Origin of the sequence: Acinetobacter sp. YH12205 (assembly GCF_013418125.1) — a bacterium.
Taxonomy (GTDB): Bacteria; Pseudomonadota; Gammaproteobacteria; order Pseudomonadales; family Moraxellaceae; genus Acinetobacter; species Acinetobacter towneri.
In genome coordinates this window covers 281,345-294,156 of record NZ_VPCQ01000003.1, presented here as the reverse complement: position 1 = coordinate 294,156, position 12,812 = coordinate 281,345, and the positions used below count along the sequence as shown (strand labels likewise).

The following is a 12,812-nucleotide window of genomic DNA, read 5'->3' as shown; positions in this document are numbered from 1 at the left end:
TCTTTTTATTCTAAAGCGGCTATAGTGGTGGCGCGTTGAGAATCGCTTCTTTCGATCCTGGTAGGCCTGGTTGAGATTCTGGAATCGTTTCCAATCCTTCAACTTTTTCTACAATACCATTTTGATTGAAAAAGATTTTCAAATGCTGACCATGCGCGGCAGGGATCTTGGCTTTTTTAGCATAAGTTCCTGGGATATAGTTGTAAATGTAGTCCCAACGTAATGGATTCATCGGGTCGGCGATGGTAGGACTGCCCAGCAAAAAGCGGACTTGTTGATGACTTATACCGACTTGGACTTTAGACGCTTGAGCTTGGGTTAAAGGTGTACCCTGTGGAATATCGACTTTATAAACGCCCAAGGTCGAACAGCCTGCGAGCAGTGAAGTGACCAATAACGTCAACATGATTTTTTGCATTTTGCTACACTATCCCAAATTAATTATGATGCATTTGATCTTGATCCAGTGTTAGATCATACTGCATCTTAACTTTGTTGCATATTCCAACTTTAATTTTGTTGAGAGACCTTTTTTCATGCCTATTTCAAATCAAGAATTACGCAAAGCTGGACTTAAAGTTACCCTTCCACGAATTAAAATCTTAGAATTATTAGAAAATTCAAAACAACATCATTTAAGTGCAGAAGATATCTACAAAACTTTACTCGATCAGGGTGAAGATGTGGGTTTAGCAACTGTGTATCGTGTGTTAACACAGTTTGAAGCTGCAGGCATTATTGAGCGTCATAATTTTGAGAACAATCATTCTGTGTTTGAAATTATGCAGGAAGATCACCACGACCACTTGGTTTGCTTGAACTGTAGCAAAGTGGTTGAATTTATTAACGATACCATTGAAAAAGAACAGCATGATGTAGCTGAAAAATTTGGTTTTGAGCTCACAGGGCACTCGCTGAATTTATATGGTTATTGTGATGCGCCAGAATGTCGTGAAGCCTTACGCAAGAAATAATTTGCTGTAAGCATAAAAAATAGGCTTCCGTATGGAAGCCTATTTTGTTTGTGTTTAAGCGTTGTTGTGATGTTATTGCCCATCGAAGGTAATATTCGAAGTTGCATGTAACAAGCGCTCGCCACCTTCTTCTGCAAGTTTGATTTGTAGACGCAAATCGTTTGGCGAGTCGGCGTGTTTAAGTGCATCTTTGTAGCTAATTTGTTTGGCTTTATAAAGATCGTATAACGCTTGGTCAAAGGTTTGCATACCCAACTCACGTGAACGCTTCATCAGGTCTTTAATTTCGTGCACATCACCTTTACGGATTAAATCTGCAATCAGTGGTGAGTTAATTAAAATTTCAATCGCAGCACGACGTGAGTTGCCATCAATGGTTGGAATTAACTGCTGTGCCACAATTGCTTTCAGGTTTAGCGACAAATCCATGAACAACTGGTTATGACGGTCTGCTTCAAAGAAGTGAATAATACGGTCAATTGCTTGGTTAGCGTTGTTGGCGTGTAGGGTGGCAAATACCAAGTGACCTGTTTCGGCAAAGGCAATTGCATAATCCATGGTTTCGCGGGAACGAATCTCACCAATCAGAATTACATCAGGCGCTTGACGCAAGGTATTTTTTAATGCGATTTCAAAGGAGTCGGTATCAATCCCGACTTCACGTTGGGTAATAATACAGCCCGCATGTTCATGCACAAATTCAATCGGGTCTTCAATGGTGATGATATGACCTTTGGAGTTTTGGTTGCGGTAACCAATAATAGACGCCAAAGAAGTCGATTTACCTGTACCAGTCGCACCTACAAAAATGATGATGCCACGTTTGGTCATCGCCAAATCTTTGAGAATAGGTGGCAGTTTCAAGTCATCCATGGTCGGGATTTTGGTTTCAATCCGACGGAGTACCATGCCCGGCTCATCACGTTGTTGGAATGCGCTGACACGGAAACGTGCTGTTTTTTCACGGTTGGTAATCGCAAAGTTACATTCACGGGTTTCGGCAAATTCCTTGCGCTGTTTTTCACTCATAATTGAGTTAAGCAGCTGACCGACAATTTCACCTGTAAGTTTACTTTTGGCTACAGGCACAATTTGTCCATGAATTTTCATGGAAGGTTCAACATCGGCTGTAATAAACAAGTCAGACGCTTTTTGCTGAATCATTAAATTCAGTAAATCATTAAAGTCCATCGCGTATCTCGAATTTTAAACTTATAAGAATGATTCAGGCTGTTTTGCAACCGTACGAGCCGTTTGTGGGCTAATCACACCGCGCGATACCAAGTTTTTCAAACTCTGGTCAAGGGTGGTCATACCGTAGTTGGCACCAGTCTGAATTGCCGAGTACATTTGAGCTACTTTGTTTTCACGAATCAGGTTACGCACTGCAGGAATACCAATCATGATTTCATGCGCAGCTACACGACCACCACCATTTTTCTTGAGCAGGGATTGTGAAATGACGGCTTGTAAAGATTCAGACAACATGGCACGTACCATGTCTTTTTCTTCGGCAGGGAATACATCAATCACACGGTCAATGGTTTTTGCTGCAGAGGTGGTGTGTAGCGTACCAAATACCAAGTGACCCGTTTCAGCAGCAGTCAGTGCCAAACGAATGGTTTCTAAGTCACGCATCTCACCCACTAGAATAATGTCAGGGTCTTCACGCAGTGCCGAACGTAATGCTTCGTTAAAGCCATGCGTATCACGGTGTACTTCTCGTTGGTTAACCAAACATTTTTTAGATTGGTGTACAAATTCGATTGGGTCTTCGACGGTCAGAATATGGTCGTAGCGATTGTCATTAATAAAGTCAATCATCGCGGCAAGTGTGGTTGATTTACCTGAACCCGTTGGGCCTGTCACCAATACCAAACCACGTGGATATTCACAAATATCTTTAAAGATTTGTCCCATGCCTAAATCTTCAAGGGTCAAAACTTTAGAAGGAATGGTACGGAATACTGCACCTGCACCACGGTTTTGGTTAAATGCGTTCACACGGAAACGAGCCACGCCTGGGACTTCAAAAGAAAAGTCCGTTTCTAGATTTTCTTCATAATCACGACGTTGTTTATCATTCATAATGTCGTACACTAATTTGTGTACTTCTTTATGTTCTAATGCTGGTAAGTTAATTCGACGAATTTCACCATCCACACGAATCAGTGGTGGCATGCCCGCAGATAAGTGTAAATCCGAAGCGCCGTTTTTAGCGGAGAACGCCAATAATTCTGTAATATCCATGAAAGTCCCCGAGATCAATTAAATCTTAATTATTTTGATAGAATAATACGGCTTTCCATCAGCTTAACCAACTGTTAGTTGCTGGACAAGGTAAAAAAAGATGAATGAAATGAGAAATGCATCAATGAATAATCTGCAGCTTATGCGCACTCAGGTTTTGCAACAAATTCAACAGGCATGCCAGTTGGCACAGCGCGAGCCAAATACGGTGCAATTGTTGGCAGTGTCTAAGACTCATCCGAGTGAAGCCTTGCGTGAAATGTATGTGACAGGGCAGCGCGCTTTTGGCGAAAATTATTTGCAAGAAGCTTTGGATAAAATGCAGGCCCTGAGTGATTTAGAAATTGAATGGCACTTTATTGGGCATGTGCAGCGCAATAAAACCAAACATTTGGCAGAAAAATTTGCATGGGTGCATGGGGTAGATCGTTTGATTATTGCCGAGCGTTTATCGAATCAGCGCGATGCTCAACAAGTGCCCCTGAATATTTGTTTACAAGTAAATATTGATGCGCAAGACACGAAGGATGGTTGTCAGCCGAGCGAAGTTGCAGAATTAGTCCGACAGATCAGCCAATTACCGCATTTAAAACTACGCGGTTTGATGGTGATTCCTGCACCTGATCATCCTCAAGCTTTTCAAGATGCCAAACAATTGTTTGATGCAGTGAAAGCACAACATGCACAACCTGAAGATTGGGATACTTTGAGTATGGGGATGTCGGGCGATTTAAATGCCGCAATTGCAGCAGGTTCAACTATGGTACGGATTGGTACAGCATTGTTTGGCGCACGTGACTATTCCAAGGCTTAATTGCTAGATGAACAAAGAATCTGCCAAGATTTTGCAAACATTATCTTGTACGTTTTGGCTGACATGAAATGCGGAAATTTGCGGCTAGTGCTGAAGGTTGGATTTTCTTAATATGAACTTATCGGGAAACAGGGAGTTTCCTAAATAAGAAGAATAAGAAATAGAACAACACGGAAGTGCTTGGTACGACAGGAGTTATACCAAAAACTGAATCTAGAAAGCCTCGACAGGATGTCGAGGCTTTTTTAGTTATGTATGCTGTAAAGCTGTCAAAGTTTTGGCTTGTGTAGATTATTTTTAATAACCTTCACTATTTTTAGAAAGCGCCACTCCCGTCCAGTAAATAGGTGAAGTAGACATTCAAGATTTATTTTCTATCCAGATTCGAATACGGGCAATCAGTAAAAATAGCAAAAAACAGAACTGAAAGAAGCCTGTGAAAATGATGGTCCAACCGCTATTTCCAGGTGTTTTTCTTGCATCCAACTCAATGACTAAAGTGCAGACGGTGAGAATGATTTCAAAAATTAAAACCGCTTTAAAAACCCAAGGTTTAGGGAAACGTATTAACCATGTGAGAAAAATAATACTTAAACTGGGCAATACAGCAAAGAGAATAATCGTTTTTATATCCATAAAATTAAGTACTTAAAGTGTGGGTGATTTTAAAATAAATTCAATACAACTTCATGGAAGCCTAAAATCTGAAATCTCACAGTCATTTCAATAATTCTTCAATCGACAAATAATCTTCAGATTTTAGGCAGTATTGGCTTTAACCCACCACATTGACTTCACTTGCCCCTGCACCCACTGGTTTGACTTGAATTTGCACAGGAATTCGTTCGTGCATTTCCTGAATATGCGAAATCAGCACCACTTTACGTCCCTGACTTTGCAGATGGTCTAAGGCATTCATCACCATGTGCAAGGAAGTCGGGTCGAGAGTGCCAAAGCCTTCATCAATAAATAGCGATTCCAGTTTCATTGAGCCAGATGCCATATTGGCAATTGCTAGTGCCAAAGCTAAAGAAACCAAAAAGGTTTCGCCACCCGATAAAGACAGAACAGGGCGAATTTCACTGTTCATATCTAAATCAATAATCGCCAACCCCAAACTGTCAGGAATACGATGCAACTGATAACGCGAACTCAGTGGCAGCAATTGCTGATTGGCGTATTCCACCAAAATATCCAAGTGATGTTCTTGGGCAATTTTCTTAAATTTTGTCCCTTCTTTATGCCCAATTAAATCGTAAATACGTCCCCAGCGGTATTCTTCAGCTTTGATACTTTCAATTTGAGTTTGATAGGTAGCAAAAATCCCTTGATTGGTGCTATTCAGGCGTAGCTGTGCCTCAATCTCATGATAGTTTTGCTGTTGTTTGGCTTTGTCTGTTTGCAGCGCTGCCAGTTGCGTGGTGACCTCGTCAAAACTCAGTTGTGGCTGTTGCTTTAAGTGTTTTTGATATTGCTCTTCCAATGTTTGCCAAGCCGTTTTAGCACTCTCCAAACTGTTTTGTTGTTGCTGCAGCATGTTGCGTATTTGCTGATGTTCGGCATAAGAAATCTGTAAACATTTATCAATGATGCTGGCTTGAAAATGCGTGTGTGTCGCTTGCCACGTTGCAATGTGTTGCTGACATTCAGTGTGTTGCTGCATGCGCTGTTGAATTCTACTATCCAAACCATGTTTTTGCAGTTGTAAGTCTTTTAACACCTGTTCTGCTTGATTAAGTACAGTTCGTTGTGTGCTAAGTGCAAGATTGAGTTGCTGTTGTTGCTGATCTAAAGCCTGCTGCCATTCTTGATAGGTCTGATATTCACATCCCGCATGAGTTCTTGTAAGCTGCTTAATTTGATCACGCAGCTCACTTCCTGCAGTTTTAATCTGCTGCAGTTGTAGGGTTTTCTCTGCATGTTGCTGTTGTAAAAATAGCAACTTTTCTTGCACTTGCTGCTGTTGTTGAGTCAGTTGTTCAATCGTTTTGCTCAGTTGAACTTGCTGCTGCTGCAAGTGATGACGTTGCTCTAACTGTTGTAAGGCATTTTGATAGTATTCAATCGGTTGATTGAGCCAAGCGTGTCTTTGTTCTGCATCTAAAAGCGACAAAATAGGCTGTAAACGCTGAGCGAGGTCTTGGCGTTGTTGAATAGCATATTTGAGTTGTTCTGCCTGCTGTGCAGCATTGCGCCATTGTTTCAGGGTATCGTTTGCTTGTTGAATACTCTGCTGCAAGTGTTGAGTGGATTGATGTGTTGTTGCCCAATGTTGCTGTACGTGTTCAATTTGCTTTGCAACAGGCAGCGCTGCATCCAAATCTAAAGATAAGGATGTTGCAAGCTGTTGCACCAATGTCTGTTGTTGTTCAAGTTGCTGTTGCAGTTCAAGACTGCGTTGTTGTTGTTGATGATAAGTTGCATCGTATTGACTGCGAGCACGCTCCAATTGTTGTAGCTGTTTTTGCGCATGCTCAAATTCAGTTTTGGCCTGCTGCAATTGCTGATCCTGCAATTGGTTTAAAGCGTCACTGAGTAAATTTTCATGCTGAATAAACGGATGTTCATGGCTGCCGCAGACCATACAGGCTTCATTCGGTTTTAATTGGGCACGTAAATCCTGCACACTTTGATGCTGCAATAAACGCTGCTGTTCAAAGATCTGCTGTAATTGTTGCAAGGCTTGTTCAGTAATTTGCACTTGCTGCTGTTGGGTTTGAATTTGAGTCTGTGTCTGCTGTTGCAGACTTAAAGTTTCTTGCTGACGCTGTTGTAACTGCTCAAATAGGGTGGTCTGTTGTTGCCATTGTTCAAGTGCCTGTTGCAAGCGCTCTAAAACATGCACACTCTTTAAAGCATGTTGTAATTGCTGTTGCTCTGCCGTGAGTTGCTGCTCAAGTTGTTCAGGATGTTGATATTGTTTTTCCCAAACCAACAGTTGTTGCTGTGTATGTTGTTGTTGCTCAATTAAAGTATCTAATGCAGATTGGAACAGCGTAGGGTTTTGCTGACGTAGCTGCTGTTCAAGCTGCAAATAATCTTGCAGACGTTGCAACGTAAGGGCTAAATTATCATCAAAATTTGCCCATGCCGCAGTCTGTTTGAATTGCTGTTGTAAATGTTGCTGTTGTTGTTGCTCGGTTGCAAGTTGAGTCGTCAGTTGCTTCAAATTATTTTGCACAGGCTGAATTTGCTGCTCTGCAAATAATTTTTGTGCAGCATCCAAAGCGGTATATTGTTGAAGTTTGCTAGAAATTTCATGTTGTAACTGTGCCGCAATTTCAAGTTGTGGTTTCAATTGTTCAACATGCTGCTGCCATGCCTGAAGGTCTTTTTCCGCTTGCTGTTGCTGACTAATCGCTTGCTGTTGTGCGTATTCCGCTTGTTGCAAGTTTGGTTCAAATTTCAAAAGCTGCTGATTCAGATTTTTTAGCTCGGTATCTGCTTGCTGACGCAAGACAAATTGCTCGCGGATGGTTTGAAATTCATCTAAATGTTTGAGCAATTGTTTTTGAGAGGCGAGTTTAAGATCGGCATCGACTTGAACATCATATATTTCTTTTTTAGCTTGGGTGCTGGCATAGAGTTCATGGCAATCTTTGTGCCATTTCACATCATTTTCATACAGTTTTTCGGTTTGGGTCAGCAAAGCTAATTGTTGACTTAGGTCATGTTGTTGGGTTTCTAAGTCTTTTAGTGCTTCATCGCTGAGGAGCACCACATGCCCCATGACATTTTCAAGATCTGTTCGCTTTTGTTTAATTTCACTAAATTTAACGGCTGCACGTTTACTGACTTCGGTAAAAATTTGCGAATTGGTTAAATATTCAAGTAAATCTGCCCGTTCATGGTCTTTGGCTTTTAAAAATGCCCCAACTTCCGATTGTGCCAATAATACTGCGCGTGTGAATTGCTCAAAACTAAGGCCAATCAACTGCTCTACAATTGGCGTAGCTTCAGAAATTCTTTGATTTAAAACCCGTTGCTCATCTAGGCAGGTAATGGCACGTTCAACTTTTAAGTTTCCATCCACTTTGTTATGTGCACGGCGAATTTGCCAACGTGCCGAATAGCGTTTTTGATCGAGCGCGATAAATTCAAGTTCTGCAAAGCCAGAAGTCGTACCACGACGTAAAATATGTTTAGAGTCTTTTAAGGAAATTTCTTTGCCTGCGGTATCGGTCAGACTGCCTGTAGCACCTCTCAAACGTGGAATTTCGTCATAAAGTGCCAAACACATGGCATCCAGCAAAGTCGATTTGCCTGCACCAGTTTTGCCCGTAATTGCAATTAAACCTGCCTGTGCCAGTGGCTCATCTTCAAAATTGATGACATGCGTGCCTGCCAAAGATGCCAAATTATTTAAACTTAAACGTAAAATTTTCATGGCAAATCCTTAAGCTTTATTCTGATCAAGTTCTTGTTGGGCTTCGGCCAAAAGCTGTAAAAAATCTTGGCTCACTTCTGGGTCAGGTTGATAGCCCATTTTTTCCCATAAATCTAAAAATAATTTTTCAGGCGTAGGCGGCTCTAAATCAATTTTTGATTGTTGCACGTTCGAGTTTTCACAGTTTTGAAAGCGTCGTGCAATGCGCAGTAAACGATAGCGGTTGGCAGGCAGTGCTTGTTCAATTTGTTGGCGTAAATCAATGGGTGGCGGGGCATCGCTGATATATTCAATTTCTAAAAAATGCCGTGCGCAAACTTCTGCAATTTCATCTTTTGGCAATTTATTCAGTTCGGTGATTAATTCAGAAAGTTCACAGCGAATCCGAAGCAGCTCTACCGTACGTGGAATAAGCAAGCTTTCATATTGGAAACGCTGTGCATCTGCCTGTAATGGATCAATCCTAACTTCAAGGACTTGGTGTTTATAATTCAGCTCGCTAAATGATAAAGGGATGGGTGAGCCGCTATAGCGAATGTGTGGCTGTCCGACCTGTTGCGGTTTGTGTAAGTGTCCGAGTGCGACATAGTCAATCACCTCATCAAACAGCGCAGTCGATAAGGCTTCTTCATTCCCCACTACAATTGGGCGTTCTGAGTCGGAAGTTTCGCCACCTTGCATGTGTGCATGTGACATTAAAATCAGGGCTTGATCGGGTTGTTTACGGGCTTTGGCTTCTGCAATCAGTTGTTGATGTAAGTAAGCAACCGCAGATTGATTGTCACTGCTATGTTCATTTAAACCTGTAATTTCTGCACTGCGTAAATAGGGCAGGGTCAGACACCATGCCACAATATTTTGCGCAGCGTCATAAATAGGCACTAGGAGTTTATCTAAATCTAATTTTTGCTCGGCTGTTTTACCAATCACGCCCACAGCTTTGGCGTTGAAGCGGTCTAAAAAGGGTTCAACTTGCTCAATGCGATACCCAGAGTCATGATTGCCTGCAATCATTAAGGTTTGCATGTGTGGAGCAAGCACATGCGCATCGGTAAGGAATTGATAGAGTTGTTTCTGAGCGCTCGAAGCAGGATTGACCACATCAAAAATATCGCCTGCTATGAGCAGGGCATTCGGCTGTTTGCTTTTAATTTGAGTTAAGAGCCAATTTAAAAATTCAGTATGTTCATATTCACGTTCATGGTGATGGAAAAATTGCCCCAAATGCCAATCAGACGTATGTAAAAAATGAACAGCCATGCGTGTTCCAATCTTGATGTTGAATTATGGGATAACTTAACATAACTGAGCGCAACACTGCGGCAAAAAACCAGTTTTCTGCTTTTAAAGCGACAATTTAGGTCGCAGAGATTTTAAAGAGAAGGGAAAGTAAAATCTGTCGTGATCTGTATAGAAAAATATAGAGAGTTAAAATACTGATGTTAGAAAGGCTAAAAAAAGACCTTAAAAAATAAAGACCGACGATTCGAGTGATGATGAAATCGTCGGTCAAAGAAAAACTTGCGATACAGTAAAGCTTTGGCTGCTGTTCAAAGCATGACTGTATGCGATTTATTGCTTTAGTCAGGTCACCGAAAATATTGTGGATGCCATACACATTAACGGTTGTTGTGACCTTGTAGCCTATATAACGTCAGGCTTTTGTATTCGGTTGACAATTTCATGAAAAAAAAATCAATTTTTTTTATACTAGGCTGAATCTTTTGTCTGAGTCATCTTTATGGTATCGCTAAGCCGTTATTTTATCTGGTTTTTCTTGTATTGCTTTGTGATGACCTGTATTTGTGGCGTATTGGCTGCATTATTACCTGCGGGTGTAGGCGGGATTTTAACTGCGGTGCCTTATTTGGTTGCCATGATTTTAGTGCTGTATAAGTTTTTAAAACAACAACGCCGTGCGCCGAATGACAAGGAACGCAAGACATTTACTTTAGGATTTAGCCTGATTTTTTGGGGCTATAACTTGGCGTTTTTATTATTAGGTTTGGCGATATTTTCTCGCCAAAACCCAAGCATTTGGCAAGATTTTTTACAGTATTTGCAACAGCCACAATTTATGAGTGTGGTGGTGATCATGTTCTTGTTGATCGCAATTCCATTGTATCTGCTGACCTATTGGTTTTATGGTAAACAGGCACAGCGTATGGCAGTTAAAATGTTTGGCTGATAAAAGAAGTTGTTAATATCTGATTTTCTTCAAATATACATGATCAGTTATGTGATGATGATTTGCTTAGACTTGAACATTCAGTCTAAATCACGTATAGCTAAAACTATATTTTTCATCATGCTGAGATTGGAAGATGCATAAACCTTTGGTACTGGTAACAGGGGCAAGTGGTTTTATTGGTTCACAATTGTTGCCGTTTTTATTGCAACAGGATTATCGGGTGGTGGGGCTAACCCGACAGCCCAATCGAGTATCCAAACATCCACAATTACGCTGGATTCAGCAGTTAGATGAACTCGACACCGACCAAATTGATTATGTGATTAATTTGGCGGGAGAAAGTATTGGGCAGGGCAGATGGACAGCAGAACGCAAACAAAAATTGCTCGATAGTCGAGTTCAGACCACACTGTACTTATATCAATATCTTGAAAAGCGCCGTATTTTCCCCAAGTGTATTATTTCAGGCTCGGCTGTGGGGTATTACGGAATTGACCCGCAGGAACAATGGTCTACATTGTGTACCGAGCACAGTACAGCACAAGATATTTTTATGTCGCAACTGTGTCAGCAATGGGAACAAGCTGCTTTAAGCTTTAGCCAGCAAAATACTAAAATTATGCGTTTGGGTGTGGTGTTTGGACGCGGTGGCGGCATTTTACCGCAAATGTTATTACCAATTCGTTTAAATGCCGTCGGGCGGATTGGGCATGGACGGCAGCCTGTTGCATGGGTGCATATACAAGATGTTTTACAGGCCATTCACTGGTTAATGATGCAACCTGTAGACGCCAAAATTTTGAATGTGGTTGCACCTGAAAAAACCAGTCAGCAAGACTTTGCCGAAACCGCAGCTCGGCTTTTAAAACGTCGTCCATTTTTGGTGTTACCTGCTTTTGTCTTGCGTTGGTTATTGGGCGAGCAATCGCAATTGGTGCTGAATGGGCAATATGTCAAACCACAAGCGTTAGAACAAGCAGGTTATTGCTTTCAATATCCAAAACTTGAACAGGCGCTAGCGGCTTGTCTGGGTGCATCATTCTCTACTTAAACAGAGGATGCTGCTGAGTGTTATGCACAGATTGAGGTGGGCTGTAACTGCTTTGGATCATAAGCGGCAGGATCAACAATCGTTTCTTGCCCAAGCATGAGCTGTCTTAATAACTGCGCTGAAGCAGTGCCCATACATAAGCCATTACGGAAGTGTCCGAAATTCATCCATACATTATTTAGGCTTGGCACTTTGCCGATATACGGCACACCTGTAGGCGAGCCTGGACGTAAACCAGCCCATTGTTTCACAATGGGGAACTGTGCCAATTCAGGCACCATTTCAAAACAAGCCGTTAAAATATCTTGTTGGGTTTGCGGGTTTGGTGTGGTGTCAAAACCAACGTGACGCATACTGGAACCGCATAGCACATGCCCATCTTGACGTGGAATCAAGTACATCACCTTGTTCATGCACATGCTTGGCAACCATTGTGCAGGGGTTTTAAATAACACAATTTGCCCTTGTACAGGCTGTACAGGAATCTCTAAACCCAGTTGTGCCGCCCAGTGCTGTGACCATGCACCTGTCGCAAGCACGATATGATCTGCACGATGCAAGCGACCATCGGCAGATTGAATGGCTTGAATACGATCTTCAGTGATCTGAAATTGCTGAATTGGGCAGTGTTCAAAAAATCGCACGCGCGGATGTTGTTTCAAATATTGCGTGAGCGATTGTAATAAACGCGGATTGCGCACATTGGCAAGTTGTGAGAAATACAGGGCTTGTTTAAATTTGGGATGGATATGCGGGTTAATTTGTTCGAGCTGTTCCCGATTCAGACATTCAGCTTGCTGCATCGGTTCATGATGACGTTCGGCATAATTTATACCAATCTCAAAATCATCTTCATCAAAAATCAACATGCCTGTTTCATGGATTTCAAAATCAATGCCTGTAATAGGTTTGAGTTTTTCATTCCATGCTTGGTACTGCGGTTTGGCAAATTGGGCTAAGTCATTGACCGCTTGAGGATAACGCCACGGATACATGGGAGAAAGAATTCCACCACCTGCCCATGATGCCGCTTGTGCTGCTTGTTGTTGATCAAAAATACTGATAGAGCAGCCCTGCTCTACCAGTTCGAGTGCAGACAACAAACCGCTGATGCCTGCACCAATGATTGCGATGTGCATGAAAGT

General features: G+C 41.8%; 11 protein-coding genes. 4 read left to right on the top strand and 7 right to left on the bottom strand.

All coding sequences use genetic code 11. The annotated features are described in order from the left end of the window. Window positions 1-19: 19 nt before the first annotated feature. Complete coding sequence (locus FTU92_RS05770; RefSeq protein WP_180095848.1) at window positions 20-418, bottom strand: outer membrane protein assembly factor BamE; 399 nt, start codon at window positions 416-418, stop codon at window positions 20-22. A 118-nt stretch (window positions 419-536) separates the two neighbouring features. Here FTU92_RS05770 and fur point away from each other — a divergent pair, with 118 nt between their 5' ends. Then, window positions 537-974, top strand: a complete 438-nt coding sequence (gene fur, locus FTU92_RS05765; protein ID WP_004975325.1) for a ferric iron uptake transcriptional regulator — start codon at window positions 537-539, stop codon at window positions 972-974. 72 nt (window positions 975-1,046) lie between these two features. Here the strand turns inward: fur and FTU92_RS05760 are convergent, their stop codons facing one another. Next, a complete protein-coding gene (locus FTU92_RS05760) occupies window positions 1,047-2,165 on the bottom strand; it encodes a PilT/PilU family type 4a pilus ATPase (RefSeq protein ID WP_104852406.1) in 1,119 nt (372 codons plus the stop codon). 21 nt (window positions 2,166-2,186) lie between these two features. Then, window positions 2,187-3,224: a type IV pilus twitching motility protein PilT gene (locus FTU92_RS05755; protein ID WP_004975327.1), complete on the bottom strand. Its 1,038-nt coding sequence runs from the start codon at window positions 3,222-3,224 to the stop codon at window positions 2,187-2,189. A gap of 124 nt (window positions 3,225-3,348) precedes the next feature. On the opposite strand from FTU92_RS05755, the gene FTU92_RS05750 reads away from it, so the two are divergent. After that, entirely contained in the window at window positions 3,349-4,038 is a 690-nt protein-coding gene (locus FTU92_RS05750; RefSeq protein ID WP_167846204.1) for a YggS family pyridoxal phosphate-dependent enzyme, read from the top strand. A 360-nt stretch (window positions 4,039-4,398) separates the two neighbouring features. Here the strand turns inward: FTU92_RS05750 and FTU92_RS05745 are convergent, their stop codons facing one another. The 3 genes from FTU92_RS05745 to FTU92_RS05735 all read right to left on the bottom strand — a co-directional run bounded on the left by FTU92_RS05745 (window position 4,399) and on the right by FTU92_RS05735 (window position 9,685). Further along, on the bottom strand, window positions 4,399-4,674 hold the full coding sequence (locus tag FTU92_RS05745; protein ID WP_004975329.1) for a hypothetical protein: 276 nt from the start codon (window positions 4,672-4,674) through the stop codon (window positions 4,399-4,401). Between the two features lie 139 nt (window positions 4,675-4,813). Further along, window positions 4,814-8,425 (bottom strand): AAA family ATPase, encoded by a 3,612-nt coding sequence (locus tag FTU92_RS05740; RefSeq protein WP_180095846.1) that lies wholly within the window; start codon window positions 8,423-8,425, stop codon window positions 4,814-4,816. Window positions 8,426-8,434: 9 nt separating this feature from the next. Continuing rightward, on the bottom strand, window positions 8,435-9,685 hold the full coding sequence (locus FTU92_RS05735) for an exonuclease SbcCD subunit D C-terminal domain-containing protein (RefSeq protein ID WP_154320420.1): 1,251 nt from the start codon (window positions 9,683-9,685) through the stop codon (window positions 8,435-8,437). A 481-nt stretch (window positions 9,686-10,166) separates the two neighbouring features. On the opposite strand from FTU92_RS05735, the gene FTU92_RS05730 reads away from it, so the two are divergent. Continuing rightward, window positions 10,167-10,613 (top strand): ABZJ_00895 family protein, encoded by a 447-nt coding sequence (locus FTU92_RS05730; RefSeq protein ID WP_004975337.1) that lies wholly within the window; start codon window positions 10,167-10,169, stop codon window positions 10,611-10,613. A 136-nt stretch (window positions 10,614-10,749) separates the two neighbouring features. Continuing rightward, window positions 10,750-11,667 (top strand): TIGR01777 family oxidoreductase, encoded by a 918-nt coding sequence (locus FTU92_RS05725; RefSeq protein WP_180095844.1) that lies wholly within the window; start codon window positions 10,750-10,752, stop codon window positions 11,665-11,667. Between the two features lie 20 nt (window positions 11,668-11,687). On the opposite strand, the gene thiO is transcribed toward FTU92_RS05725, so the two are convergent. Next, the gene (thiO, locus tag FTU92_RS05720; RefSeq protein ID WP_004975341.1) at window positions 11,688-12,806 is read right to left on the bottom strand and encodes a glycine oxidase ThiO; all 1,119 of its coding nucleotides are present in this window, start codon (window positions 12,804-12,806) and stop codon (window positions 11,688-11,690) included. Window positions 12,807-12,812: the final 6 nt, after the last annotated feature.

Excerpts from the sequence above, each read along its gene's own strand:
- FTU92_RS05735 (WP_154320420.1), bottom strand. The coding sequence starts at position 9,685 with ATGGCTGTTCATTTTTTACATACGTCTGATTGGCATTTGGGGCAATTT.
- FTU92_RS05745 (WP_004975329.1), bottom strand. The coding sequence starts at position 4,674 with ATGGATATAAAAACGATTATTCTCTTTGCTGTATTGCCCAGTTTAAGT.
- FTU92_RS05760 (WP_104852406.1), bottom strand. The coding sequence starts at position 2,165 with ATGGACTTTAATGATTTACTGAATTTAATGATTCAGCAAAAAGCGTCT.
- FTU92_RS05740 (WP_180095846.1), bottom strand. The coding sequence starts at position 8,425 with ATGAAAATTTTACGTTTAAGTTTAAATAATTTGGCATCTTTGGCAGGC.
- FTU92_RS05725 (WP_180095844.1), top strand. The coding sequence starts at position 10,750 with ATGCATAAACCTTTGGTACTGGTAACAGGGGCAAGTGGTTTTATTGGT.
- FTU92_RS05755 (WP_004975327.1), bottom strand. The coding sequence starts at position 3,224 with ATGGATATTACAGAATTATTGGCGTTCTCCGCTAAAAACGGCGCTTCG.
- fur (WP_004975325.1), top strand. The coding sequence starts at position 537 with ATGCCTATTTCAAATCAAGAATTACGCAAAGCTGGACTTAAAGTTACC.
- FTU92_RS05770 (WP_180095848.1), bottom strand. The coding sequence starts at position 418 with ATGCAAAAAATCATGTTGACGTTATTGGTCACTTCACTGCTCGCAGGC.
- thiO (WP_004975341.1), bottom strand. The coding sequence starts at position 12,806 with ATGCACATCGCAATCATTGGTGCAGGCATCAGCGGTTTGTTGTCTGCA.
- FTU92_RS05750 (WP_167846204.1), top strand. The coding sequence starts at position 3,349 with ATGAATAATCTGCAGCTTATGCGCACTCAGGTTTTGCAACAAATTCAA.
- FTU92_RS05730 (WP_004975337.1), top strand. The coding sequence starts at position 10,167 with ATGGTATCGCTAAGCCGTTATTTTATCTGGTTTTTCTTGTATTGCTTT.